The sequence below is a fragment of the Acidihalobacter prosperus genome (assembly GCF_000754095.2).
GTDB lineage: Bacteria > Pseudomonadota > Gammaproteobacteria > DSM-5130 > Acidihalobacteraceae > Acidihalobacter > Acidihalobacter prosperus.
Map to the genome: position 1 here is coordinate 91399 of NZ_JQSG02000006.1, position 23935 is coordinate 115333.

Annotated in this window: 30 protein-coding genes; 12 read left to right on the forward strand and 18 right to left on the reverse strand. The window is 65.9% G+C overall.

Annotated elements, in window-relative coordinates:
- Positions 1-55: 55 nt before the first annotated feature.
- Positions 56-883 (forward strand): ABC transporter ATP-binding protein, encoded by an 828-nt coding sequence (locus THPRO_RS11095; protein WP_082954704.1) that lies wholly within the window; start codon positions 56-58, stop codon positions 881-883.
- 30 nt (positions 884-913) lie between these two features.
- Entirely contained in the window at positions 914-1561 is a 648-nt protein-coding gene (upp, locus tag THPRO_RS11100; protein WP_065089649.1) for a uracil phosphoribosyltransferase, read from the forward strand.
- 408 nt (positions 1562-1969) lie between these two features.
- Here the strand turns inward: upp and THPRO_RS17405 are convergent, their stop codons facing one another.
- Positions 1970-2101 carry a hypothetical protein gene (locus tag THPRO_RS17405; RefSeq protein ID WP_269085374.1) on the reverse strand — a complete coding sequence of 44 codons (132 nt, stop codon included), beginning with the start codon at positions 2099-2101 and terminating at the stop codon, positions 1970-1972.
- A 213-nt stretch (positions 2102-2314) separates the two neighbouring features.
- On the opposite strand from THPRO_RS17405, the gene THPRO_RS11105 reads away from it, so the two are divergent.
- From THPRO_RS11105 to THPRO_RS11115, 3 genes are read left to right on the forward strand one after another with little or no spacing between them, the layout of a single operon-like run.
- The gene (locus tag THPRO_RS11105; RefSeq protein ID WP_038091662.1) at positions 2315-2740 is read left to right on the forward strand and encodes a nuclear transport factor 2 family protein; all 426 of its coding nucleotides are present in this window, start codon (positions 2315-2317) and stop codon (positions 2738-2740) included.
- A gap of 41 nt (positions 2741-2781) precedes the next feature.
- On the forward strand, positions 2782-3276 hold the full coding sequence (locus THPRO_RS11110; RefSeq protein WP_038091847.1) for an RNA polymerase sigma factor: 495 nt from the start codon (positions 2782-2784) through the stop codon (positions 3274-3276).
- The gene (locus THPRO_RS11115; protein ID WP_038091665.1) at positions 3273-4058 is read left to right on the forward strand and encodes an anti-sigma factor family protein; all 786 of its coding nucleotides are present in this window, start codon (positions 3273-3275) and stop codon (positions 4056-4058) included. Before THPRO_RS11110 ends, THPRO_RS11115 begins: the two co-directional genes overlap by 4 nt.
- Before the next feature lie 8 nt (positions 4059-4066).
- On the opposite strand, the gene THPRO_RS11120 is transcribed toward THPRO_RS11115, so the two are convergent.
- Positions 4067-4615 (reverse strand): RBBP9/YdeN family alpha/beta hydrolase, encoded by a 549-nt coding sequence (locus tag THPRO_RS11120; protein ID WP_201786980.1) that lies wholly within the window; start codon positions 4613-4615, stop codon positions 4067-4069.
- A gap of 4 nt (positions 4616-4619) precedes the next feature.
- On the reverse strand, positions 4620-5612 hold the full coding sequence (locus tag THPRO_RS11125; protein ID WP_038091668.1) for a hypothetical protein: 993 nt from the start codon (positions 5610-5612) through the stop codon (positions 4620-4622).
- A gap of 168 nt (positions 5613-5780) precedes the next feature.
- On the opposite strand from THPRO_RS11125, the gene THPRO_RS17050 reads away from it, so the two are divergent.
- Positions 5781-5933: a hypothetical protein gene (locus tag THPRO_RS17050; protein WP_161489979.1), complete on the forward strand. Its 153-nt coding sequence runs from the start codon at positions 5781-5783 to the stop codon at positions 5931-5933.
- A 7-nt stretch (positions 5934-5940) separates the two neighbouring features.
- Here THPRO_RS17050 and THPRO_RS11130 read toward each other — a convergent pair whose 3' ends face one another.
- Complete coding sequence (locus THPRO_RS11130; protein WP_065089650.1) at positions 5941-6249, reverse strand: DUF1840 domain-containing protein; 309 nt, start codon at positions 6247-6249, stop codon at positions 5941-5943.
- A gap of 79 nt (positions 6250-6328) precedes the next feature.
- The gene (locus tag THPRO_RS11135) at positions 6329-6577 is read right to left on the reverse strand and encodes a hypothetical protein (protein ID WP_145930844.1); all 249 of its coding nucleotides are present in this window, start codon (positions 6575-6577) and stop codon (positions 6329-6331) included.
- A 253-nt stretch (positions 6578-6830) separates the two neighbouring features.
- Between THPRO_RS11135 and THPRO_RS11140 the strand changes: the two genes are divergently transcribed.
- Positions 6831-7637, forward strand: a complete 807-nt coding sequence (locus tag THPRO_RS11140; RefSeq protein ID WP_065089651.1) for a hypothetical protein — start codon at positions 6831-6833, stop codon at positions 7635-7637.
- A gap of 17 nt (positions 7638-7654) precedes the next feature.
- Here THPRO_RS11140 and THPRO_RS11145 read toward each other — a convergent pair whose 3' ends face one another.
- Both THPRO_RS11145 and THPRO_RS11150 read right to left on the reverse strand, forming a co-directional pair.
- Positions 7655-8092: a GFA family protein gene (locus THPRO_RS11145; RefSeq protein ID WP_201786981.1), complete on the reverse strand. Its 438-nt coding sequence runs from the start codon at positions 8090-8092 to the stop codon at positions 7655-7657.
- A gap of 62 nt (positions 8093-8154) precedes the next feature.
- Positions 8155-9102: an SDR family NAD(P)-dependent oxidoreductase gene (locus tag THPRO_RS11150; protein WP_201786982.1), complete on the reverse strand. Its 948-nt coding sequence runs from the start codon at positions 9100-9102 to the stop codon at positions 8155-8157.
- A 114-nt stretch (positions 9103-9216) separates the two neighbouring features.
- On the opposite strand from THPRO_RS11150, the gene THPRO_RS11155 reads away from it, so the two are divergent.
- Positions 9217-10260 carry a hypothetical protein gene (locus THPRO_RS11155; RefSeq protein WP_038091684.1) on the forward strand — a complete coding sequence of 348 codons (1044 nt, stop codon included), beginning with the start codon at positions 9217-9219 and terminating at the stop codon, positions 10258-10260.
- 28 nt (positions 10261-10288) lie between these two features.
- On the opposite strand, the gene THPRO_RS11160 is transcribed toward THPRO_RS11155, so the two are convergent.
- The 5 genes from THPRO_RS11160 to THPRO_RS16355 form a co-directional block, all read right to left on the reverse strand.
- Entirely contained in the window at positions 10289-12175 is a 1887-nt protein-coding gene (locus THPRO_RS11160; RefSeq protein ID WP_161489980.1) for a pyruvate kinase, read from the reverse strand.
- Between the two features lie 55 nt (positions 12176-12230).
- Entirely contained in the window at positions 12231-13007 is a 777-nt protein-coding gene (locus THPRO_RS11165) for a DUF1028 domain-containing protein (protein WP_065089652.1), read from the reverse strand.
- A 149-nt stretch (positions 13008-13156) separates the two neighbouring features.
- On the reverse strand, positions 13157-13648 hold the full coding sequence (locus tag THPRO_RS11170; protein WP_038091690.1) for a TspO/MBR family protein: 492 nt from the start codon (positions 13646-13648) through the stop codon (positions 13157-13159).
- Between the two features lie 219 nt (positions 13649-13867).
- On the reverse strand, positions 13868-14593 hold the full coding sequence (locus tag THPRO_RS16350; RefSeq protein ID WP_082954612.1) for an NAD-dependent epimerase/dehydratase family protein: 726 nt from the start codon (positions 14591-14593) through the stop codon (positions 13868-13870).
- A gap of 88 nt (positions 14594-14681) precedes the next feature.
- On the reverse strand, positions 14682-15386 hold the full coding sequence (locus tag THPRO_RS16355; RefSeq protein WP_082954705.1) for an ArsR/SmtB family transcription factor: 705 nt from the start codon (positions 15384-15386) through the stop codon (positions 14682-14684).
- Between the two features lie 118 nt (positions 15387-15504).
- Between THPRO_RS16355 and THPRO_RS16360 the strand changes: the two genes are divergently transcribed.
- The 3 genes from THPRO_RS16360 to THPRO_RS11190 all read left to right on the forward strand — a co-directional run bounded on the left by THPRO_RS16360 (position 15505) and on the right by THPRO_RS11190 (position 17163).
- Positions 15505-15834: an NIPSNAP family protein gene (locus tag THPRO_RS16360; RefSeq protein WP_082954613.1), complete on the forward strand. Its 330-nt coding sequence runs from the start codon at positions 15505-15507 to the stop codon at positions 15832-15834.
- Positions 15831-16160 (forward strand): antibiotic biosynthesis monooxygenase family protein, encoded by a 330-nt coding sequence (locus THPRO_RS11185; RefSeq protein WP_038091705.1) that lies wholly within the window; start codon positions 15831-15833, stop codon positions 16158-16160. The genes THPRO_RS16360 and THPRO_RS11185 overlap by 4 nt, the downstream gene beginning before the upstream one ends.
- Positions 16161-16542: 382 nt before the next feature.
- Positions 16543-17163: a LysE family translocator gene (locus tag THPRO_RS11190; RefSeq protein ID WP_038091708.1), complete on the forward strand. Its 621-nt coding sequence runs from the start codon at positions 16543-16545 to the stop codon at positions 17161-17163.
- On the opposite strand, the gene THPRO_RS16795 is transcribed toward THPRO_RS11190, so the two are convergent.
- From THPRO_RS16795 to THPRO_RS11215, 6 genes are all read right to left on the reverse strand, one after another.
- The gene (locus THPRO_RS16795) at positions 17138-17665 is read right to left on the reverse strand and encodes an AAA family ATPase (protein ID WP_052064532.1); all 528 of its coding nucleotides are present in this window, start codon (positions 17663-17665) and stop codon (positions 17138-17140) included. The two genes, THPRO_RS11190 and THPRO_RS16795, sit on opposite strands and share 26 nt — an antisense overlap.
- A 68-nt stretch (positions 17666-17733) precedes the next feature.
- Positions 17734-17859 carry an N-acetyltransferase gene (locus tag THPRO_RS17410; RefSeq protein ID WP_269085375.1) on the reverse strand — a complete coding sequence of 42 codons (126 nt, stop codon included), beginning with the start codon at positions 17857-17859 and terminating at the stop codon, positions 17734-17736.
- A gap of 129 nt (positions 17860-17988) precedes the next feature.
- Positions 17989-18954, reverse strand: a complete 966-nt coding sequence (locus THPRO_RS11200) for an isoaspartyl peptidase/L-asparaginase family protein (protein ID WP_038091712.1) — start codon at positions 18952-18954, stop codon at positions 17989-17991.
- Between the two features lie 36 nt (positions 18955-18990).
- Positions 18991-20178 carry a GspE/PulE/PilB domain-containing protein gene (locus tag THPRO_RS11205; protein ID WP_038091714.1) on the reverse strand — a complete coding sequence of 396 codons (1188 nt, stop codon included), beginning with the start codon at positions 20176-20178 and terminating at the stop codon, positions 18991-18993.
- Entirely contained in the window at positions 20168-21703 is a 1536-nt protein-coding gene (locus THPRO_RS11210; protein WP_330219995.1) for a DUF202 domain-containing protein, read from the reverse strand. The genes THPRO_RS11205 and THPRO_RS11210 overlap by 11 nt, the downstream gene beginning before the upstream one ends.
- Before the next feature lie 155 nt (positions 21704-21858).
- Positions 21859-22962, reverse strand: coding sequence for an aldo/keto reductase (locus THPRO_RS11215; RefSeq protein WP_330219993.1), 1104 nt, complete (start codon positions 22960-22962; stop codon positions 21859-21861).
- Here THPRO_RS11215 and THPRO_RS11220 point away from each other — a divergent pair.
- Positions 22951-23838 (forward strand): helix-turn-helix transcriptional regulator, encoded by an 888-nt coding sequence (locus THPRO_RS11220; protein ID WP_065089653.1) that lies wholly within the window; start codon positions 22951-22953, stop codon positions 23836-23838. The two genes, THPRO_RS11215 and THPRO_RS11220, sit on opposite strands and share 12 nt — an antisense overlap.
- Positions 23839-23935: the final 97 nt, after the last annotated feature.

Sequence of the window (23935 nt, forward strand, 5' to 3'; positions counted from 1 at the left end):
GACGGGATCACCGACGCGACGCGCCGGCACGATCCCGCAAACGGGGCAGACGCACATGGGCTCGACAGGCGTTGCAACGGACGCAGGCACAGGCGGCGGCCCGGCGTCCGACGCCCCGCTGGTACGCATCGCGGGCCTGGAAAAGCGCTACGGACACGCGGGCGACACCTCGGCGGCACTGGCCGGTGTCGATCTTGACATCGCGCGCGGCGAATTCATTTCGCTGATCGGCCCCTCGGGCTGCGGCAAGACTACCCTGCTGCGCATCCTAGCCGACCTCGAGGCCGCCACCGCAGGCCGCATCAGCATCGACGGCCTGAGCACGGCCGAGGCCCGCCGCGACCGGCGTTACGGCTACGTCTTCCAGGCCCCCACCCTGCTCGACTGGCGCACCGCGCTGGGCAACGTCATGCTGCCGTTGCGGCTGCTCGGCCACCCGCGCGCCGAGGCCCGGCGCATCGCCGCCGAGGCGCTGGCCCAGGTCGGCCTGGCCGAAGCCGCCGGGCGCTACCCCTGGCAGCTTTCCGGCGGCCAGCAGCAGCGCGTTTCCATCGCGCGAGCGCTGTCGCTGGAGCCCGAACTGCTATTGATGGACGAACCCTTCGGCGCGCTCGACGAAATCACCCGCGAGCGCATGAATCAGGACCTGCACGCGCTGTGGCGGCGCACCGGCAAAACCGTGGTCTTCGTCACCCATTCGATCGCCGAGGCGGTGTTCCTGTCCACGCGCGTCGCCGTGATGCGCGCCGGCCCCGGCCGCATCGCGCGCGTGCTCGACATCGACCTGCCGGCCGACCGCGACTTCGCCACCCGCGACCACCCCCGTTTTCACCAGCTGGTCACGCAGGTACACGAAGGCCTTCACGCCGCCTACCATGCATAATCCACGACCCTGCATTCAAGGACAGCCCCCGTGCACACCCCGGACAACACAAACTTTCACCTCCTCGACCACCCGCTGATCCAGCACAAGCTCTCGCTGGCGCGGCGCACCGAAACGCCGACCATCCAGTTCCGCCGCCTGCTCAAGGAGATTTCCCTGCTGATGGGCTACGAAATCACCCGCGGGCTGCCGCTGGAACACCAGCTCATCGACACCCCACTCGAATCCATGCAGGCGCCGATGATCCAGGGCAAGAAGGTGGCCGTGGTGGCGATCCTGCGCGCGGGCCTGGGCATGACCAGCGGCCTGCACGAACTCATGCCGTCGGCGCGCGAGGGGCACATCGGGCTCTACCGCGACCCCGAGACCAAGCGCCCGGTGGAATATCTGGTCAAGCTGCCGGAACCCGAGGGTCGCCTGTTCATCCTGGTCGACCCGATGCTCGCGACGGGCCACTCGGCGGCCTACGCCATCGACGTGCTCAACCGCCATGGGGTCGCCGATCTCGACATCCGTTTCATGGCGCTGGTCGCCGCGCCCGAGGGGCTGGCCGTGCTGCGCGAAACCCACCCCGAGGTGCCGGTGTATGCCGCCGCCCTCGACCGCCAGCTCGATGATCACGCCTACATCCGCCCCGGCCTCGGCGACGCGGGCGACCGCCTGTTCGGCACCAAATAGACAGCCGCGAACATGGCCGGCGGCAACGCCTTCGCCGCCCGGCCGCTCGCACGGGCGCGGACCGAAGCTACGCCGGAAGGCGCCACGGTGCGCGTGCTGCTGGGACTCGATGACGGCCGCATGGCGCGCTTCGAGCCGGGGCCCGGACAGGCCGCAGTGGCCCACCGAAGCGTGGCGGAAAGCTGGTACGTGCCAGGACCTGTTCACACGATGGGGTGGTGGCGTGCTGTGGCGGCGCCAGTGCGGGCGGGAGGCGATCGCGCCCCTCGAACCGGGGGTGTGCGCGAGCTTGCCGCAAGGCACGCATTTCCGGTGCCGCGCCCTGCCCCGCGGTGCCGGCCGTCACGCTGCCGCCCCGGCTGGCAAGCGACGAAGCGGTCGGCGTGGAGGGCCCCTGGCGGCCGAGCGCTACTTGAACAGCGACCAGGTGCCGAGGCCGATGGCCAGCCAGACCAGGCCCTTGACGACGTAGAACGCCAGCGCCGCCCAGCCGAAGCGCTTGCCCCACTGTTTGATGCGCGCGCGCGTCTCTTCCTTCATCCATTCTCCCGACGCACCCGCCTGCCGTCCGACCGCTCCGGCCCGCGCGGGCGCCTCCCGTGCGTCGCCGAATTATGCCACCTTCGGCGATGCGCGAGACAGCGCCGCGGCGGAGTCCGCAGTCCGCCAAGGGCACAGCGGGAATAATCGCCGCGCGCACGTGTTAGCCGGGTAGAGGCCGCCATCCGGGCGGTCTCGTCAGGGAGACACGTCATGCAACTCAAACCTCTTTTGATCGCCGCCGTTTTCGGCGCGACGGCACTGCCGGCCATGGCGGACACCGCAAGCCAGGCCCAATCGCATTTTCGCGCCATCGCCGAAGCCGACATGCCCGCGCTCACGCGCGACTATGCGGCGGACGCGGTATTTCAGTGGGTCGGCGGGCCGCTGGACGGCGTCTACGCCGGCCGCGACGCCATTGCGGCGGTGTGGCAGAAATTCACGCAGGCCAACGGGCCCGTATCGCATCGCGTGAAGGATCTGCGGCTGAGCGAGAATCCCAAGGGCGCCACGGTCACGGCGGATGTGGAGTTCCACGGCAAGCAGACCATACCGGTGCGCTATATCCTCACCTACAGGGGCGGCAAACTCGTCAACGAGGTGTGGCAGATCGATCCCCGGCGCGCCGCCGCCTACTGAAGCCCAGGGGCGGCGCGCCGCGCCGCCCCGCCGAGGTGCGCATGGACTACGCGGTCATCGAACCCCACATCCCCCGGCTGCGCCGCTATGCGCGCGCGCTGACCGGCGACGCCGCGCGCGCCGACGATCTGGTGCAGGACACCCTGGAGCGCGCGTTGCGCAAGTTCGCCCTGTGGCGTCGCGGCAGCGACCTGCGCGCCTGGCTGTTCACCCTCATGCACAACGTCTACGTCAACCAGCGCCGGGCGGAACGCCCGACCCTGGCCTGGGATGCGACGCGCGACGACATCCCGCAGCCGGGCAGTCAGGAGCACGCGCTGGTCGTGCGCGACCTGGCTGCGGCCATCAAGACCCTGCCGCCGGAATTCCGCGAGGTGGTCCTGCTGATCGGTCTCGAAGATTTCAGCTACGCCGAGACCGCGCGCGTGCTCGGCATTGCGCAGGGCACCGTCATGTCGCGACTGGCGCGCGGCCGCGAACGGCTGAGACGGGCCCTGGAAGGCGAGTCCGGGCAACGGATCAGGAGAGTGAAATGAAGCGCGAAACCGACAGCGAAGAGGCGCGCCTGCAGGCTTTCGTGGACGACCGGCTGGCGCCGGCGGCGCGCGCGCAGGTCGAAGCCAGGCTGGCGCAGGAGCCGGCCGCCCGGGCGCGGGTCGAGGCCCTGCGCCGGCAGCGCGAGGCGCTGCACGCGGTCTACGACGGCGTGCTGGACGAACCGATTCCGCCGCGCCTGCAGCGCTCCGCCCTGGCCCCGCGTCCGGGGCCTGCGCTGCCGGCCCGCGCCGCCGCGGCGCTGTGGCTGCTGCTCGGCACCGGCGCCGGCTGGCTCGGCGCCACCGCCTACCAGGACGCGAGCCGCGCGACGCCGCAGCGGATAGCCGCCGGCCCGGCCCTGGCGCGCGAGGCGGCCGTCGCCTATGCCGTCTACAGTCCTGAAGTGCTGCACCCCGTCGAGGTCGACGCCACCCAGGAAAAGCACCTGCTCGGCTGGCTCTCCAAACGTCTGGGACACCCGCTGCGCGCGCCCGAGCTGACGCGCTACGGCTACCGGCTGATGGGCGGGCGCCTGCTGCCCGCCGCGGACGGGCCGGCAGCGCAATTGATGTACGAAAACCGCGCCGGCGAGCGGCTCACGCTGTACGTCACCGTGCAGCCGGGCAAAACGACGGACACCGCGTTCCGCTACGCCGAGGAGCGTGGACTGTCGGTGTTCTACTGGATCGACCGCGACCTGGGCTACGCGCTGACCGCAAACCTCGCGCGCCCTCGGCTGCTGGAGATTGCCGGCGGCGTCTACCGCCAGCTCGAACCCTGAGGCCGCGCTCAGACGGCCTCGACACCGAGTTCGCGCAGCAGCGCGAGCCCCTCGGGCCATGCGCCCAGTGCGCTGGCGGTATTGATGTGGCCACGGTCGCCGACGGAAACCAGCCGGCTTCCCCAGGCCCGCGCGCAGTCTCCGGCAAACGCGATCGAGGCGTAGGGATCGTCGGTACTCGCGACCACGACGCTCGGGAACGGGAGGGCTCGCAGCGGCACCGGCGCGAAGCCGACGGCAGCAGCGGGAAATATCGGGCCGGCCGGATCTGGCGGGGCCACGATCAGCGCGCCCTTCACCCGCCGCGCCGTGACCGCGGCCCAGTGCGCCACCAGCAGACAGCCGAGGCTGTGCGCGACCAGCACCGCATCTTCGCCGGCGGCCGTCGCCGCGGCCTCCAGATTCGCGCACCACGCCTCGCAGACCGGCGCCTCCCAGTCCTGCTGGCGCACGCGCACGAAATCCGGCTGCGCGGCCTCCCACAGACTCTGCCAGTGCGCGGGTCCGGAATCGCCGATGCCGGGCAGCAGCAGCACGCGTGTCGACATATCAGTCATACATTCACCTCAGCGGCGGCAGCCGGCGCAGCGCGGCATCGGGAAAGGCGCCGAGCAACCAGCGTCGGCAGGGATGCCAGAAGGCGGACAGCAGCAGCAGCAGCGAACCGATCAGCAGCGCGGTGAACGCGAAGCCGAGACTCACCATGCCGAATTCCTTGAGCACCACGCTGAACGCGACCAGCACGTACACCAGCGCCGAAGCCATCAGGGCCCGGCGGTCGATCGCCAGCGAAATCAGCGCGATCAGGGCGTACACCGCGATCGCGGCCAGCGCGTGCGCGAGGTCCACGCGGCCGTCGAAACGGCTCAGCTGCGAGAACACCGGGTGCACCAGCAGCGGCGCAGCCAGCAGGTGCAGCCAGAAGGCCACATCGGATTTGCGCGTGCGGCGCTGCGTGTCACGGGCATCCCAGTACATCGCCAGCGCGAACATCGCCAGTCCGCCGACGAACTCGATCGCGTTCGCATACAACGTGGTCCACGGCAACAGCTTGAACAGCAACGCGATGACCAGTCCAAGGGCCGCGCCCGCCCCTGCCGCCACCGTGATCGGTACCCGGAAACGCAGCCAGTGGAGCGTGGCGGCCGCGGCGACCAGCGCACTGGCGACGGCCAGCGCCGTCAGCGTATGGCCGAACAAGGCATAGCCGAGGTAGTACACTCCGCCGACGAAACTCAGCAGCAGCACAATGGCCGGCAGGGCCATGCGGCGACGGCGCACGAAGAATTCCGCCAGCGCCCACGAAGCCGCCGTCAGCGCCAGCGCCCCCATCCAGGCAGCCGAGGCCGTGCCGATCCAGGTGACCGATACCAGCAGCAGCGCGCAGGCCATGACAACGAAGATGTCGTTGAAGCCCGTGACCAGACGGAAGTATTCCTCGTCGGCCGCCTGCGTGTGCCGCAGCGCCGTCACGTGGGCTCGAAACGCCGCGGCGGTTTCCTCCGGCACGACGCCTGCCGCCACCGCCGACGCCAATTCGTCTTCGCTGTACATTCATCCCCCTGATGCGGCCGCGCGTGCCGGCCGAAGGAACCGGAAGCGCCGCCGCCACGTGTACATGGCTTATGAACCGGGCTTCGCCGCCAGACCCCCCATCGCGGGTACGCATGCCATACGCGCGGCGGGCCGAGGAAACCGAAACCCTTCCAACCGGAGAACCGCATGACCGCCATCACGATCAGACGCATCCTCGCAGTCCTGGCCCTGCTGATCCTGGGCCTTTCGCTGGGCGGCTGCTTCTACTATCCCGACGACGGTTACGGCTACGGCTATTACGGGCCGCCGATCCATCGTCACGAAGACGACGGCGACTGAGACCCGCTCAGCGCTGGCGGTCCCACATCACGTCGCGGCGTTTCGATGCCGCGGCGGTCAAGAGCTCGATCAGCGGCCTGGCACGCAGGGGCAGCCCCACCGCGGGTTCGTCATCGTAGCCGACCTGACCGGCATCGGCCTGCGGGGCGCTGACCGCCAGGGAAGCCTGCAGGCGCGTCAGCGCCGCCGGCACGTCCTCGGCGACGATCGCGCCGGGCACCGTGCCGCTGTGCCCCATCATGCGGATCAGACGAACCGCCACATCGCCGAACATCATGATGTCGGCATACGCCGGAGTACTGAAGATCACCAGCATCGCGCATCCCCGCCGATGTCCGCGCGCCGCGACTTCGCGCAGCGAATGCCCTCGTGCCGGCCGTCGTACGCCATGCGCCTCACTCCAGCGAAATCACGATTGTTTCGTGCTTGCGATGATCCTCGATCTCGACCAGCGTGCCCGAAATCTCTGGGTTGGTGGCCAGTTTCGACAACTCTTCCAGATCGATACCGCCTTCGAGCAGCGCCGTCCTCGCTTCGTGCGGGATCAGCTTCGAGGCAAACTTGAGCACCAACCCCGGGATGGTCACGGTCGTATCGGGTTCTGATCGCCCGGCCGTAAACACGCGTATCTTCAGGTTTGACATGCCGGCCACCTTGTCTGCTTCAGGGATGTCCGCATCGCCGGACACGAGATTCGACCGTATGCAACATAGCATGTTCGCCCTGCCCGCGAGATGCCGGCCGCCGCGGCCGCGGCATACGGCCGTGAATCCGCCCTCCGCTTGACCCAGATCATGCCTTCCCGCCGACAGAGGGCTAGGCTTTTCCCGAGCAGACCCACGTCACGATGCGCCGGGCGCCTCGGCGAACGACAGCGTCCCGGAGGGGGAGAGGACCATGACGAACCGTATCCTGCTGGCGGCGATCCTGGTGTCCATGGCAGGCACGTCGGCGGCCGGCACCGTGATCGAAAGCCGCGCCGCCGACGGCGTCACCCGGATCACGCTCTCGGGCGACCATGCCCGAATCGACGCTCCCGACCCGCGCGGCGCCTATACCGTGGTCGACTTCAAGTCCGCCCGCCTGTACATGGTGGATACCGGCAAACACGAAATCTACGACGCCGGCACCCTGTCCGCCGCCGATGCGAAGGCCCCGCCCGGCATGCGCCTCAAGGCCACCGGCGCCGGCGACCGGATCGCCGGCTACGCGACCCGAGCCTACCGGCTGGAGGTGAACGGGCGGCACTGCGCCACCTACGCGCTGGCCGCCAAACCCCTGAAAGACCGCGAACTGCGGCGCTTCGCCGAATTCTTCGTGCATCACAACACACCGGAAGCCGCGCTCGCATACAAAATGCAGGAATCGATCTGCGAACGGGCACGCAAGGCGGCGGATGTGCAATTGATCAAGCAGGGACTGCCGCTCAGGACGGTGGACGAAAACGGCCGCAGCGACGAAATCGTCTCCATACGCACCGACGTGCATGTGCCGGCGTCGCGTTTCGCGCTGCCCAAGGGCTACAAGCGCATCGACGTCGCCGAGGAAATGCGCTCGGCGGGAGAAATGCACGGCGCGCCGGGCGGCGCCATGTCGCCGCAACAGCGTCAGGAGCTCGACCGCATGATGCAGGAGCAGCTCAAGCAGATGACGCCCGAGCAGCGCAAGATGTTCGAGCAGATGATGCAGCAGCATCAGCAGTAGAAAGCCGCAAATCCGCTTTAGTCCACCGGCTCGCTGCCGCGTTCGCCGCTGTAGCGCGGCAGCCCGTCGCACAGCGTGACCCAGTTTGCCTTGGCGCCGACGAAGATGTGCGCATCCGGCCGCTGCGCGATATCCGTATCCAGGGTACCGAGGGCAACCTCGATGCGAGTCCCCTCGTGCGCCGGCGAAATGAAGGCCAGACTGGAACCGCAGTGCGGACAGAACAGACGGCGCGTGCCATTTTCCGCACGGTAGGACTTGACCTCCTCGCCGCCCGCCAACCAGCGGAATTCGTCCTGCCGCGCGCTACCGAAGGTGGCGAAGGCCGCACCATGGAACTTGCGGCACATCGAACAGTGGCAATGCGCCATCCGCGCGGAAAATTCGCCGGCGGCATAGCGAATGCGCCCGCACAGACATTGCCCGACATTGAGCATGACCCCGTCCTTTCCCATACGCCCCTCCCCGCCGGCACGCGCCGGCAAATCGATGCGCGGATATCCCTTGGACCCCGCGCCTAGAACTGCACGTGATCGGTCGCGCCGCCATCCACAAGATAATGCGCGCCGTTGACGAAACTCGCTCGCGGGCAGGATACGAAGACCGCGACATGAGCGATTTCCTCTGGCGTGGCCAGGCGCCCCATCGGGTTCGCATCCAGTGTTTCCTGATAATCCGCCGGCGACGCCTGCCGAACCCGATCCCAGAAACCGCCCTCCACGAACACGTCTCCCGGCGCCACTGTATTGACGCGAATCCCCCGGGACACGAGCCTGCGGCTCAGCGACTTCATGTAATGGGCCATGGCGGCCTTGGCTGCGCCATAGGCCTCGTGGCCCGGCGTACCGAAGGTCGCCGCCTTGCTGCCGATATAGGTGATTGCCGGCGCACGGCTACGGGCGAGCAGCGGAATCGCGGCCTCCGTCGCCCGTATCGTGGCGCGCATGTCGGTATCGATCGACATCGCCCAATCCGGAGAAATAGCGCTCACGTTCGGCACCAGAATATCAATCCGGCCCAGTCCCTCGATCCAGCCGCCCAGGGCATCCGCGTCGGTGACGTCCACTACCGTACCGCGCGCCTCGACCGGGTATCCGGTCAGCGACTCTGTCATTGCCGCCACCCGCGCGGCCGAACGCGAGCAGAAGGCAACGTGGGCGCCCTCCTGCGCGAAGCCGCGCACGATCGCCGCGCCGATCCCCGCGGTGCCCCCCGTCACCGCCACCCGCATACCTGCCAGCTCAAGATCCAAATGCCTTTCTCCTTCCGTTGCGGGATTGCCGGCGCGCGACGCGCCCGGCGCCCGACAGGGCACGCGCCGCACGCGCTTCAAGCCAGCGCATAGCGCGGCCAGCGGCGGAGCCTCGCTGCTGGCGAGGAAGCGCTGCTCGCGCGCCACCTGATCGAAACACTCGTGGAAACCGGCAATATCGCGCGCTTCGATGGGGCGGATCGTCGGACTCATTCGAACTCCTGAGGGTCGATGCTGCGATCGACGGCGCGGCGCCCGGGCTCTGGCCTTGACGCCGGTGGACGCAAACGTGAAAACTTCCGCTTATCCATCGCAGCGGAATCCGACATGTCATCAGCGCACGCGCAGTCCGTTCCGTCCGGAACCTGCACCGTCGCCGCGCGTCAGCGGCGAACCATCCGCCTGCTCGCCCTGATCGGCCTGCTGTGGGCCGCGGAAGGCTGGCGTGAAGGCAGCGGTCTCTTCGCGCTCGGCACCAGCGCGCTGGCCATACTGACGCTCGCCTTCCGCAGCGCCTTGCGCTGCGATCGCGCGCGCGACCGCGTCGCGCACTGCTGGACCCTGTTCGGCCTGCCCTTGTGGGTGCGCGGGCGCACACGGCTGACATCGCTCAAGGCGGTCGACCTCTACGGACGCACGCGCAGCCGGCAGGACACGGACGGCGACGTCGCCGTGTGGACCGATTATTACACGGTGCTCAAGGGTTCGCCCACGCTCAAGCTACGCGCGACGCGCAACGACTACCCCAACGCCCGCCGTCTGGCCGAACGCCTCGCCAGTGGGCTGGATCTGCCGCTACGCGACCACGTCCTCAAGGGCGTGCGCGTGCGCCGGCCCGACGAACTCGACCTCACGCTCGGGGAACGTCTGCGCAGGGCCGGCGAGCCGCCCGCGCCGCCGGCCTCGCCGCCGCCCCCGCTGCGGTTGCTGGCAGGCGGCGGCGACGCGCTGGCCCTCCGGCTGCCCGCCCAGCCTCTGTCCTGGTGGGGCTACCTCCTCGCCGTGGCGATACCGGCCTTCATGTTCACCATCGCCTGGTTCGCCCACGCCAACCTGCTGTTCCTGATCGCATCGTCGGCCTTCACGGCGTACTTCGCGTACACCCTTCTGGGCAGCTTTTTCCCGCGCCGCCTCACCCTGGACGCTCGCGGCGTGACCGTGCGCTGGTATCTGCGCCGGCTGCACATGCCCTGGCAGAAGCTGGAAGAGATCGGCAGCACCTACGACGGCATCCACCTGCTCGGCGACCGCAAGCACGAGGTGCTGCCCTACCAATTCGACGCCGAGTCCTCGGCCTATGTCAGAAACGCCATCGCCTACATGGCCTGGCGCCACGACCGCCCCTCCGCGACCGCACACGTGGGCGGGTAGCGCGGTACCGACGCGATACGGGCACCGCTCAGGCGTTCCGCCCTGCGATCGAAAGCGCGCGCAGGCGAGGCGAGTGCTTGTACTGGCGCTGCCCGGTGCGGCGCAGCACGTCGTCGAGTGTCTGCAGGGCCGCCAGGATATGCGGCCCCTTGTTGAGCATCACGCACTCGGCGCGCTGGCCGAGCACCGCGTCGCTGAGCTCCGGACGCGATACCGCGCCCTGCTTCGCCAGCGTTTCCAGCACCTGCGTGGCCCACACCACGGGCAGATGCGCCGCCTCCGCCAACCACAGGATTTCCTCCTGGATTTCGGAAAGGCGCTCGCCGCCGATCTCCACGGCCAGATCGCCGCGCGCGATCATCAGGCCGAAGGCGGCATGCCCGAGCGCCGCGAACAGCAGCTGCGGCAGCGCCTGCACCGCGTGCGCGCTCTCGATCTTGGCGATCACGCCGATGTGCCCGGCCTCGCGCGTCCGCAGCTCGGCGAACAGACGATCGAGATCGGCCGGCGTCTCGACAAAGGACAGCCCGACCATGTCCGCATGGCGGGCGACAAAATCCAGATCGGCCAGGTCCTTGTCGGTGAGCGCAGGCCGGTCGCGCCGTGAGCGCGGGAAGTTGAGTCCTCGCCCCTCCTTGAGCAGCACGCCGCCGACCGGCGCATGCGTGATGCGCAGCAGCCGGCCGTCCGCGCGCCGCTCGATCACCTCCGCGCCGACGCGACCGTCGTCGATCCAGATCGGGTCGCCCACGGCAATGCCGGTCAGCGAACCGCACTCGACGCAACCGATGCGCGCCGGGCGCAGGCAGCGCCCGTTGGCATCGAAACGCGCCGGCTCGCCGGGTGCGGCATCGCCGGCCAGCAGCAGCGTCTCGCCGACGCGCAGTCGAATCCGCAGACTACGCGGCGCGAAGCCGTGCAGGCGATATTCACCGTCGCCGGCGCGCAGATGACCGCCCTGGCTGCGCCGCAACAGCTGCAGCGGCGTCTCGGGCGTCAGCCAGGCGCTCTGGAACACCTGCGCCAACCACACGCCGGGTGTCGGCACGTCGACCACCAGCAGCTCGCGACGCTTGCCGCGGGTATCGTCGAAGCCCAGGCGGTCGCCCACCTGCAGCTGAGCGGCCAGGGCCGCGTCGATGCCGAAGCGGTACGCGGCATCCAGTCCCGCCGGCACATTCGTTTCAGGGGCGATCAGCAGCACGTCGGCAGGCCCGACCGGACGCCCCAGCCCATCGCGCCGAGGTTTGAGGTGCGCCACGCTGGGCGCCAAGGCCAGCGGGCCGGTACGCGGTTTGCGGCCGGCCAGATCCATCAGTACTGGGCAATCACGCCCGGCCGCCGCGGCGGCCTGGCGGACGTTGGCGATCATGCGTGCCCAGACGCCGGCATCGTCATGCGCGCAGTTGATGCGGGCGCAGTCCATGCCCTCCGCTAGCAGTGTTCCGATCATCGCGGGGTCGTCCGCCGCCACGCTCGGCAGCGTGACCATGATCCGCGTGCCGCGCGCCGCCGGCGGGGCGCCGAACAGGGCCTGCGTGCGCGATTCGAGCAACGCGCGCGCCTCGTCGGCGCCGACGGCGGCAGGTTCGGCCTCGGCGCGAACCGGCGTGCCGGCCAGGCACTGCAAAACCGCGAGCACCGCATCGAGCGTGGCGCGCACATGTCCTTCGCTGCGCCCCAGCGACGACAGCCCGAGGTCCGCCAGTCGCGCCTGCAGCGGACGCAGGTCATGGCGGCGCAAGGCGAGATAGTGCGCCAGGTTGAGGGCGCTGCGCGCCTGCGTGCCGTCCAGCATCTGCCCATGCGCGCGCAGATAGTCGTCACCCTCGCCGACCACCTCCGTACGCAGCCGGGAAACCGCGCCCAGCACTGCCGCCGGGTCGTCCCAATCGAGCCTGTCCGCATTTGCCATGGCGGCACTACAGCACGCCGGCATGAAGAATGTGTGACCGTCGCGCCGCCGCCCGTCAGTCGAGACCGGCATCCTCCCGGTCCGGCCGGCTGGTCGCATGCGAGCGCGAGCCAAGCCCCTCGGCCGCGCGCGCGGCCTCGTGCTCTGCGACGCGCCGCCGATAGGCCTCGCGATCCGTCACGCCGGCGGGGTTTTCGCGCGTGGGCAGCATGTCGGCAAAATGCAGATACTGCTCCTGCGCCACGGCGTACAGACGCCGCAGTTCGCCCAGCGGATCGGCATGATCGTCCGTGCGCACGCTCAGCCAGGGATAGTCCTGATCGCGGCAGATCACCAGCGCGGCGGACTGTTGGCCGCGCCGGTCGCCGCCCGCCGCCTCGGCCGCGTCGAGCGCCAGCAACAGGCGCTCGGCAAACGGCAGGCCGTCGGAGCGCAGGTAGGCGTCCAGCATCTCGTCCACCACCCGCGGCCCGGCAAGGATATTGCCGGCGACGGAAACGTTGTCGGCCATGCGGTGCCCGGCCCAATCCATGCACGCCTGCCCGGTAAACGCAGCCCCGCGACCCTGCGCGTCGATCAGATGAAACTGCCGGTGTTCGCGTCCTCCGTCCCGGGCCGTCAGGCGCTGCGCCACCGCCTCGGGCGGCACGCCGTCCGCAAGCATGGCCACGCCGTCGACGCCGTACACGGGATTGGCCAGCGCCTGGGTGGCGAAGGCGCCCACGCCACCGCGCAAATGCGGCACCAGGCTGCCGACGGCGAAAAAGCGGCTGGCCACGGCGATCCCGAGCTCGCCGGTTCGCGGCTCGCGCGCGATGATCGAATAGGTCATCGGCCGCCCCCTCGCGGCCCAAGGCGGCGCGCGTCATGGCATGATCGGCGGGACATGAACATGAGCATGGCTATTCTCCGGTCGGCCTGCGAAAACCGCGCCACAGCGGCGCGGTCTGCGGCTCGGCTGCAAAAACCGGACCGCCTGCCTCAGCCCAGCAGGGCGGGATTGTGCCGCCACACGAACCACGTCAGCACCGTGGCAAAGGCCACCCACGCCAGATAGGGTGCCAGCAGCAGGGCGGCAAGGCGGCTATAGCGGCAAAAGGCCGACATCGTGGCCACGATCAGCCCCAGCAGCAGCAACATTTCCACGAATGCGAGCGCACCGGCATGCCAGACGAAGAACAGCCACGACCACAGCGCATTCACCGCAAGCTGGAACACGAACAGCGCCAGCGCCCACCGCTTGCGCCCCGGCCGGCGCCACACCCGCCACGCCGAAACGCCCATCAGGGCGAACAGCGCGGTCCAAACCGGTGCAAATGCGCTCGCCGGCGGCGCCCACTCGGGGCGTACGAGCTGCCGATAAAATCCCGGGGCGTCCACCGAAGCCATCGCGCCGACCGCCGCGGCCGCGAACGCGACCAGCAGCCAGCCGAGCAGACCCAGCAGATCGACGGCCAAACGGCGCTGATTCATCCCTTGTCTCCTGCTTGAACGGCCGCTCGATCCTGCTGCTGCCTGCGCGCCTGTCCCCAGCCTAACAGCGCGCCGAGCGCATGCGGCAACCAGGCCACCAACGATCGAGCCTATCACCGATCCTTGGAGCACAGCGAATCCGTGACTTGCACAGTGGCGCGAGCATGGCCACTTGGCCCATTAGGTACGATCGAGTTGAATTTTTTATCCGTGGCGCGACTAGATATTCAGTCGGAAAGCTGGATCCCATCCCAACAATGCCCTTGCTTTACCAATATCAACGGCCCCATCTTCTTCGGCCACGTTGTAAACACCCGGCTCTCCATGCACCAGCGCACGCCTAGCCGCATCGGCAGCAGCGTCCACATGTACCGGGGCAGGCACATGATGAGGTTCATCAAAACCAGTACCGGGGCCATAGAAATGTCCATAACGCAGAATTAATCCTTCTAAAGGACTTTCTATCACTTGTTGCTCGAACGCGCACAAAGCATCCGATTCCAGTGGATCACCCTCCATATGTGGCTGCTGGCCGCGCTTATAAGCGAAAGCGATGCTCTGTACGACAATACGCGTTGCGCGAGCCCTAATACTAGCCGCTATCAAGTGCCTTGTACCCACATCGCGGATACGCATATTGCGCACAAGCCCCTCTGGCATCTGCTTCGGGTCAAGACCCGGAGGCAAGTCAGTCAACTGATGAACAACCACTTCCGGCTGCACTTCCACTAGAAGCTTGCAAAGTTTTTCAGCATCATAAACATCGACAATCACAGGCTCGACGCCTACTCTCTGAAAGAGCCTGGCGCGCTCACACGAACGCGTGGTGCCGAAAACCTTCCACCCTTCTGCGATTAACAAATTACACAATGGCCAACCCACAGCACCACCAGCCCCCGCAACGAGCACGCGTCGCTCATTCTCACATATTCTATCGACTGACATAATTTATTCCTCAATCGAAACCAAGCGCAGAACGAAGCGTAAGGCTATAATCATCTGGGTCACCGATCACAATTCCACAAAAAATTTATTATAACAGCGAATTAATCCCCCACACATTTCGCAATGTAATGCGCCCCTTTTGCGTAAGCCTCAAAGCACGCGTACCCGGTACCTTGCGTAGCAGAGCACGCCCAATAAAGTACTCATGAATCGCCATGCCTAGCCGACCAGCCAGATGCGATCTCCGCTCACTCCAATCCAGACACGGGCGGCACAACGGCCTTGAGGAGCGGTTTTTTAACGCAGCAGGGAGTGACACTCCAATCTCTCCAAGCCAAACCATGCCCTCACGAGTAACCGACCCAACACCATCATCCAACTCAACAACCCCGCGGAGCACCAAACAATCACAGATAGCAACCCCAAGCTTGCCGGCAAGATGGTCATAACAGGAACGCGCAAGGCGAAGCTCATTATCTCGCGGGCCAATCAATCGAATCTTAGATACAATCTGTTGCTTCTCCGTCGCCATACACATAAACATTTCCAGCAACCTCGCCACTTCAGGTGACGCGAGTCGATAATATCGGTGGCGTCCTTGGCGCTCCATCTTAAGCATATTCACTTCAACGAGTCGCGCAAGATGCTCGCTGGCCGTCTGGGGGCTAACCGCTGCCGCACCGGCCAACTCACTCGCAGACAAAGCGCGCCCATCCATCAGCACAGTCAGAATTGCCATATGCGCCGGCACTCCGAGCAAGGCACCGATTTCTGCCATCTGATATGTATTCATATATACCCCGCATGCGACCATACCCTATATATCAAACCAATTACTTCGGCCAAACCCGAAGCATAATAAACCCCTGACGTGACATCATCACCCATCGATTTCGCCACGGGAAACCAACATGATCACCTGCATCATTCGCTACGATATAGAGCCGACGCAGCATGAGGATTTTGCCAAATATGCTCGCAACTGGGGGCAATCCATACCACGCTGCGGTGCGAAACTGATCGGCTATTTTGCTCCTTATGAGGGATCCTCAACACTGGCCTATGGAATATACAACATCGAAAGCTTGGCGGCGTACGAGCAATATCGCCGCCGACTAGCATCAGACCCCTTAGGTCGAGAAAACTACGCGTTCACGCAAGAACGAAAATTCATCCGACGAGAAGAACGAACATTTACGATTCTCGTATCCAGCCCACATACACCAGAGGTGAACACATGATTGCAGCAATATTTGAAGTCGAGTTGATACCTGGCCAGCAGGAAAACTACCTTAGCATCGCCGCCGACTTGCGCCCATTACTTCACAAAATCGATGGATTCATCTCAATCGAACGCTTTCAAAGCCTGAGCAATTCGGAACGACTACTATCACTTTCCCTCTGGCGAGATGAAGATTCGCTCCGAATTTGGCGTAATGCTGAAGCCCATCGTGAGGCACAGGAAATTGGTAAGGCGAAAATCTTCGAGAACTACAGAATCATCGTCACCAAAGTCATACGCGATTACGGCATGAAGCAGCGCCCTCTCACTCCGAGAGCTCAGTGACAACTAACCCTGCGCACATAGGCAGTGAGTGTTGATCAATCAAGCATGGGGCTGCTCAGATCACGCCCCATGCGCTCCATCCATGACCATAATGGACAAAACGTGACCATTTTCACCACGCACCGACCCGGTACCACTTGTTAACCACGCATGCGCAGAAAAATATTTTGTAGTGCATGCATCCAACACTGATTGCGCTCGCATGCATGGCGCCTGCCGCGCGTACAAGACACTCACGACGAGTCCCATTAGTGCCGACCTAACATGAAATATTCGGCTTGGCATCCTTACGAACGCCACCTCCGCGCTGGGCAAATGTGCCGAACTCACCGATAATCAACGGCAATAGCCGTACCGCAACGCGTGCTCACGGAGAACCGCCATGTTCGGCATCCAGCACTACGACAGCTTCATCGCCGCGATCCTCGTGTTCCAGCTGATCCCCGGCGCCGGCACCATTGCCATTCTCAACGCCACCGCCCGCAACGGCATCGGCGCGGGCCTCGGCGCGGTGCTCGGCACGCTGTGCGGCGATCTCGTCTACATGCTAGCCGCCGTCGCCGGACTGGCCGCCCTGATGCACGCCAACCCGGAACTGTTTCGCGTCATGCAGTGGTTCGGCGCCGGCTATCTGATGTGGATGGGCCTCCAGCTGCTGCGACGGCCGGTCCACGCCGAGCCTGCGTGGGACGAACCGAAACAATCCGCCTGGCGCTATTTCCGTCAGGCGCTCGCCGTCAGCCTCACCAACCCCAAGGTAATGCTGTTCTTCGTCGCCTTTTTCCCGTTGTTCCTCGGCCCCGGCGCCTCGCACGTCACGCTGGCCGCGATGATGCTGCACGTCACGCTGCTGAGCTTTCTCTACCAGGCGGGGCTGGTGACGCTCGGCAACGCCGTCGCCCGGCGGCTCAAGGGCATGCCCTTCGCGCGCGTCCTCGCCACGCGGCTGGCCGGCGTGGCGCTGATCGGTTTCGGCATCAGGCTGGCGGCTGGCAACCGCTGACGCCGCGATCAGACTCCACATCCGGCAAGCGGACAGCCGCGCTCACGATATCCACACGGGCGAACCCCTCCACTTGCATCGGCGGCTCCAACTGCGCAAAAACGCGGCGGATGGCTTCCACCGGCACCCGCTCGCCTTCGGGGCGCGCTTGATTGCGTTGCAACGCCGTCTCTAGCGAAACATCGATCCAAACCGCAACCGCAGGGATACGATGAGCCATCGCGAGATCCAGCGCACGCTGCCGATGCCTGCGGCGAGGGAGTGCCGCATCGAGAAAGATTGCGTCGTCTTCAAGGCGAGAGCGGTTGTCGCGAATCCAGCTCGTCTTTCCGCCACCTTGAATCCCGCACACCAGATACAGCACCCCGCCTTCGCCGGCTTCGCGCAGCGCGTATTCAAGGTCGGTATAAGCGCGCGCCCGCGCCTGTCTGCCGCGCGCCTCGGTCCACACGATGCCTTGCGGCGTCTGCAGATAATGATCGGGATTGATGTGCGCTTGCATGCCGGAAACAGTCCGATCGGTGTATGGTGTTCCGGCCGTGAAACGGGGCGTTAGTTCGGCGTCCTGCCTTACGATGCGAATACAAGTTCGTGGAAATACTCTTCCTCGCCATGGATCACGAAGCCCATGCGTTCGTAAAGACGCCGCGCGCGTTCGTTCGTCTTGAATACGCTCAAGGAGAGAGGGCGCCGCATGGTGGCGGCTCGCGTCAGAAGATGCCGAAGCCAGATACAGCCAACGAACATCGTCTCCCAGGCGGACGAATGTGCAGGCCGCAGATGGCAATGATGCAACAAGCTGCGAGGCGCACATTTACCGCCTACTCACGCCTGTGGCGCCACATGGAAGGCCTCGCGGTAGATGGCGGTATGCAGTCGGCCGTCGGCTCCCACGTAACCTCTGTACATGCCCTCGCTATTGAATGGGAGCGCCATGTTGCCGGCACGGTCGACCGCGATCAGGCCGCCCGATCCGCCAACGGGCGCCAATAACCGTTCGACCACGTCGTTGGCCGCAGTTTCCAGCGTGTGCCCGGCCCAGCGCATGCGCGCATCGATCTCGTGACCGGCGACGTAGCGCATGAAGAGCTCGCCGTGCCCGGTGGCGGAAACCGCGCAAGTCGCGTCGTCGGCCCAGGTGCCGGCCCCGATCATCGGCGTATCGCCGATGCGCCCCGAAGCCTTGCCGGTCATTCCGCCGGTCGAAGTGGCTGCCGCAAGATGACCCTGATGATCGCAGGCGACCGCGCCGACCGTGCCGTGGCGAGCCTCCTCGTCGCGTTCGTCCGGCGCGCCGGCGCTTCGCCGGCGCCGCTCTTCTTCCAGCGCCTGCAGCCGGCGCTCGGTCGCGAACCAGGCCGGCTCGCAGAACTCGAGTCCTGCATCCCGACAGAACCGAAGGGCCCCGTCGCCCGCGAGCAGCACATGTTCCGAACGCTCCATCACCGCCCGCGCGGCAAGCACCGGATGCCGCGGACCGCAAATGTTGGCCACGGCACCGGCACGCCGGTCACGTCCGTCCATGACCGCGGCATCCATTTCCTGATGGCCGTCGATATTGAAGACCGCACCGCGACCGGCGTTGAACAACGGATCGTCCTCAAGCGCCTTGACCGCCTCGGTCACGGCATCGAGCGCGCTGCCCTGACGTGACAGGACCGCATACCCCGCGGACAACGCGCGCCGCATGCCCGCATGGCACGCAGCCTCGCGCTCCGGAGTCATGTTCTCGCGCCGGATCGTGCCCGCACCGCCGTGAATGACGAGCATTGGCGAAACGGTCTGTGTCATCTTGCCTCCCGCGAGACGGAGCCGGACGCGAAACCGTTAGCGTTCGCGGATTTCGCGGCCGATGCCGTATTTCAGCCGACGGACCGGCAGATACCAGAGCATGCCGTCGATCAGCATCAGGATGCCGGCCCCGGCGAGGATGTAGTCCGTGAGGCTGTAAGGTCCCGCGCCCAGCATCTTGTCCATGGCAATGCCGAGGCCGATGAAGGAGACGCCGGTGCGGATCAGCGACAACCCGGTGCGCGCCCGCGCATATGCGGTCCGGTGACTGGCGGCGATGGTGCGCTGCGCGGCGAGCATGTTGCGCTCGCGCGCCAGATGGGTGCGTTCCTTGCTGGCCGGAACCGGACGCAGGATGGAGCAGTAGTGCGTGATCGAGGCGGCCAGCCGCGCCAGCGGCGTGTCGTCATCGAGCCTGGGCGGCGCCTCTTCGAGGTGGTAGCGCCGCGTGAAGCGGATGTTTTCCGCCGTGATCTCCTCCAGGGCATACCGGCATGATAGGTCCATGCCCGAGCGGCGCACCTTGAGATAATCGACGAGGCCGACCGCGGCCAGCACGATGCCGGCCGCGAGGATGGCCACATGATGCGGCGCCAGCACGTCGCCATTGACGCGCGTCAGGGCGTTCGACAGCGCCACCAGCGCCAGGCCCCAGCGCAGCAGCTTCATCGACGTGCGCGCCCGCGCCTGCCCGGTCCGGTGGCAGGCGAGCTTGGTGCGCCACAGGGCCATGGTGTTGCGCCAATAGGCAAGGCCAGTGCGCTCGATGCCGATGAGCAGGTGCGCTTCGGCATGCAGGTAATCCTGGATATACCAGCGCACATCGGCGTTGAGCGCGACGCGAAATTCGTAGTCCGACGCGGGCACGAGCTGCCTGACCTGCTCGCGCATCGTCTCGCTGGACGGATCGGCGGCGGCGATCACGACCGTCTCGCCCCGCTGCATGACCGGAAACCAGCGCCCGGCACGCAGCACCTTCGCGTCCAGTCCGGCGTACAGTTCCGAGGGCACCGGCAGACGCTCGTCGTACTGGAAGAAACGGCAGCCGTAGTGGCGCGACAGGGCCGTCAGCAACGCGCAGCGCGAGACGCCGCAATCGTGCAACAGCACCCGCTCCGTATCGAGTCCCCGCGCGGCCGCGCTCTGCTGCGCCTCGGCCAGTTGCGCCTGGTCGAGAAGGCCGTCCTCCACCAGCCCCACGTATGGATTCGCGTCAGTCGTCATGGCGATACTGCTCTCGCTTCCAGGCGCTTTTCGGAATGCTGTAGTCAGCGTCGGCGATCACGAATCCGCCATTACAGAACGCCGAGCGCCGCTTGAGACGCTCGGCGGGCAGATACCAATGCAGGCCGTCGCCGATCAGGTACAGGCCGATCGCGATCAATGCGATGTACAGGCTCGACCACAGCGCGTCGGTACGCCCGAGATAGCCGAAATAGAGGAACAGGCCCGCGCCCACCGACATCACGCTGAATCCGGTGCGGATAAAGGCCATCCCCGTGCGCGAACGCGCCAGCACGGTCCGCAGATGCGACATCGCATTGCGCTGGTCGGCGAGCGTGGTGCGCTCCAGCGCCAGCCCCGTGGTGGCCCACACGCCGGGCCGCGCCTCCAGCGCGCTGGCCTCGGCCACCGGATCATGTCCTGCCGCATAGAGACAGCGTGACGGGAAAACGGTGTCCCACAGCCCGCGCCGGCCGCTGACCTTGCCGACCGTATCCAGCGCCGCATTGGCGGCATGCCGGCCCGGCCGGTACCAGAGGAACCCCTCGGCCAGCATCGCCGTGCCGATGACGACCAGTGTCCAGTCGAAGACCGACCAGGGACCCGGGTGAAACTTGCGCAGAAAGCCGATGCCGATGCCGGCGAAGGCGACGCCGGTGCGCGCGAAGGCAAGTCCGGTCCGCGCCTTGGCCATCATGGTGCGCAGATAGGCCAGCACCGTCCGCTCCTCGGCCAGATTGGTGCGATCGTTGGCCAGGAATCGCCGCCGCTCCACGGGCGAAAGCGCATCCCAGTCCTCGCGCAGCGCGCCTGCGCTGTCGACGACCGCGCTCCGGGCGAACGTCATGGCGCCGCCGGGGTCCGACACCTCAAGTGCCGTATACGCCTCGGGCACCTCGTATGGCGGGTAAGGTTTGATCTGCCGCGTCTCCCGCCGCGCCGGCAGATACCACACGAGACCGTCGACGACGGCCAGCACGCCCAGAATCAACAGCGGAATCTCGAAAAACAGCAGCTCTCCGCCTCCGAACAAGCGCAGGAACGCCACCGCGATACCAACGAAGGCCAGCCCCGTGCGTGCCAGCGCGAGCCCCGTCCGGCTGCGCGCGAACTGCGTCCGCTGGTCGGCGTAACGGGTGCGCAGCCCGGCCAGATAGGTGCGCACCTTGGCCAGCGGCGTGCGTCCCGCCGTGACGGGAAAATCCACATTAAGATCGGCGCTGTTCTCGATCAGCCGGACCAGATCGGCACGCGAGGCGACACGCAGCAGCAGCTCGTCGACATCCAGCGTCTCCTGAATATGCCGCAGCAGCGCCGCATCCTCAGGATCGCAGACCACCACCTCCGCGCCGTCTTCGTCCCACGCAAGCGGCAGCCAGAGCTCGGATCTCAGCGTATCGACATCCAATCGCCGCAGGATGGATTGCGACGCCGTCAGCCCTTCGTCGTATTCGACATTCGGATAAGCGCGCGGCGCCGCCCGATCGCCAAGCCGCTCCTGTTCGTTCAGACCATGCGCGTGTATCGTCTTTCTCCAATGGGTTCAGACCGCGACCCGCGCCCAGGCGAGTCCGGCCGTTCGAGGCAGCAACCCATTTCGACCACACGTACAATTCCGAGTTCCACGGGCCACCCGCCCGCCGTCAGGCCAATCGGCTTGTGCGCCGCACAGCCCCCTGTCTAAAGAGGCGTGCGTTGCGTATGGAAGGCAGCGAATGAACGCCGGTCGCCCGCCCACTCCGCGCGCCCCACGGTCGACTCGATAGCCTCAAGATCACCAGCCGTGAGCTGAATGTCCCCGGCGGCGGCATTCTCGGCGACCCTATCCGCATGCCGCGTACCGGGTATGGGGACGACGTCGGCGCCCTGGTGCATCAGCCAGGCCAATGCCAGCTGCGCCGGAGACACGCCCAACCGTTCTGACAAAACCTGAAATTTTCCGAAGGCATCCTGATTTCTATCCATCGCAGGCCCCACGAAACGCGCATCGCCGCTCCTGAAATCACCCGGCCCGAAGCTCGTCGGGAGAGGGCTCCCGGCCAGAAAACCACGCCCCAGCGGCGAATACGGAACCACCCCGACACCCAGACGCCGCGCGGCGGGGATCACGTCGTCTTCCGGCTCGCGCCACCATAACGACCATTCGAGCTGCAATGCCGCGATCGGATGCACCGCAACCGCTCGCTCCAGTTGCGCCGCATCGCACTCCGAAAGGCCGATATGCCTGATCTTGCCCTCCGAGATCAGATCGACCATCGCGCCAATGGTTTCTTCAACAGGGACACCGGGATCGATTCGATGCAGATAGTACAGATCGATGTAATCCGTACCGAGCCTGCGCAAAGACGCCTCACAGTATGCCTTGACGCCTGCGGGTCTCCCGTCCAGATGAACCCCTGCATCGTCCCGCACGATCCCGAACTTGGTTGCAAGCTGCACTTCATCGCGACATCCCGCCAACGCCCGGCCCAGCAACCGCTCATTGTGACCGGCCCCATAGCTTTGGGCTGTATCCCAGAACGTCACGCCCAGCGCCAGCGATTTGCGCAAAGTCGAAAGCGACAAGGCATCGTCCGTCGGACCATATCCCTGGGACATGCCCATACACCCCAACCCGACAGACGAAACGGTAAACTCTTGAGAACCCAACATACGCGTGTCCATAGCCTCTACCTCTGGTAACTGAGTGGTGATACACATGGCGTATGCGAGGCTATATTCACTGGCAAATGGCATCCATACTCGCCCTTTCGTAGTAACCGGACTACCAGGATGAGCACTCATTCATCCCCTCACGAAGCCAGAAGTCGCGGGCTGAGCGAGCTGCTGCGTACACGCAGGCTTAGACTGCAACCTGCCGATGTAGGTCTGCCGATGGGCAGCCGCCGTCGTACCCAGGGCCTGAGACGCGAAGAAGTCGCCATGCTCGCGGGCATATCCACGACGTACTACGTCTTTCTGGAACAGGGCCGCGCGGCACGCCCCTCGAGGCGCGTCGTGGATGCCTTGGCGGATGCCTTGCAATTCGACCCAACCGAGCGCGCTTTACTGCACGCCCTCGCGTTGGATATGACCGAGGAAGCAGAGTCGGCGTATGATGCGCCTCTGGATCCGACCCTATCCGAGATCGTCATGCACCTCGATCCCAAGCCCGCCTATGTCACCGGGCGATACTGGGATGTACTGGCGGCCAATCGCGCAGCGCGCCTCTTATGGACGGACTGGCACCAACTGGCCCCGCCTGAACGCAATATGCTGCGCTGGGTCCTCACCGCACCCGCAGCACGAAACATATTAGTGGAGTGGGAGCAAGAAGCGATCGCACTGACTGCTCGATTCAGGGCGGCCGCCATGCGCCACCCCGAAGACCCGGCATTTCAATTAATGGCTGAACAACTGATGGCCGACAGCCCATCCTTCAAGGACTGGTGGCCAAGACATGAAGTCGCCCCGCTTACCGATGGCACCAAGATTCTGCGCCATTGCGACCTCGGCGAAATACAATTAAGGCACATCGTCCTTCAAGTCGCCTCCAACAGCGACCATAAACTCGTGGTATTTCAGCCAACCGAAGAAGATCAGGAAAAGATCGAGAACTTGCTCACCCAGGCAGGCGCATGGGAAGCGTCTGTCAGGAGCGGCTCCAATGCGGGAAGCTGAGGGCTTGGCGCTGAAACCGTCCACGCATCATGAAAGTAAGAACCGGATACATACGCGTTGATTCGGCTTTGTCCGGAATGCGGCTCCTACACGGTTT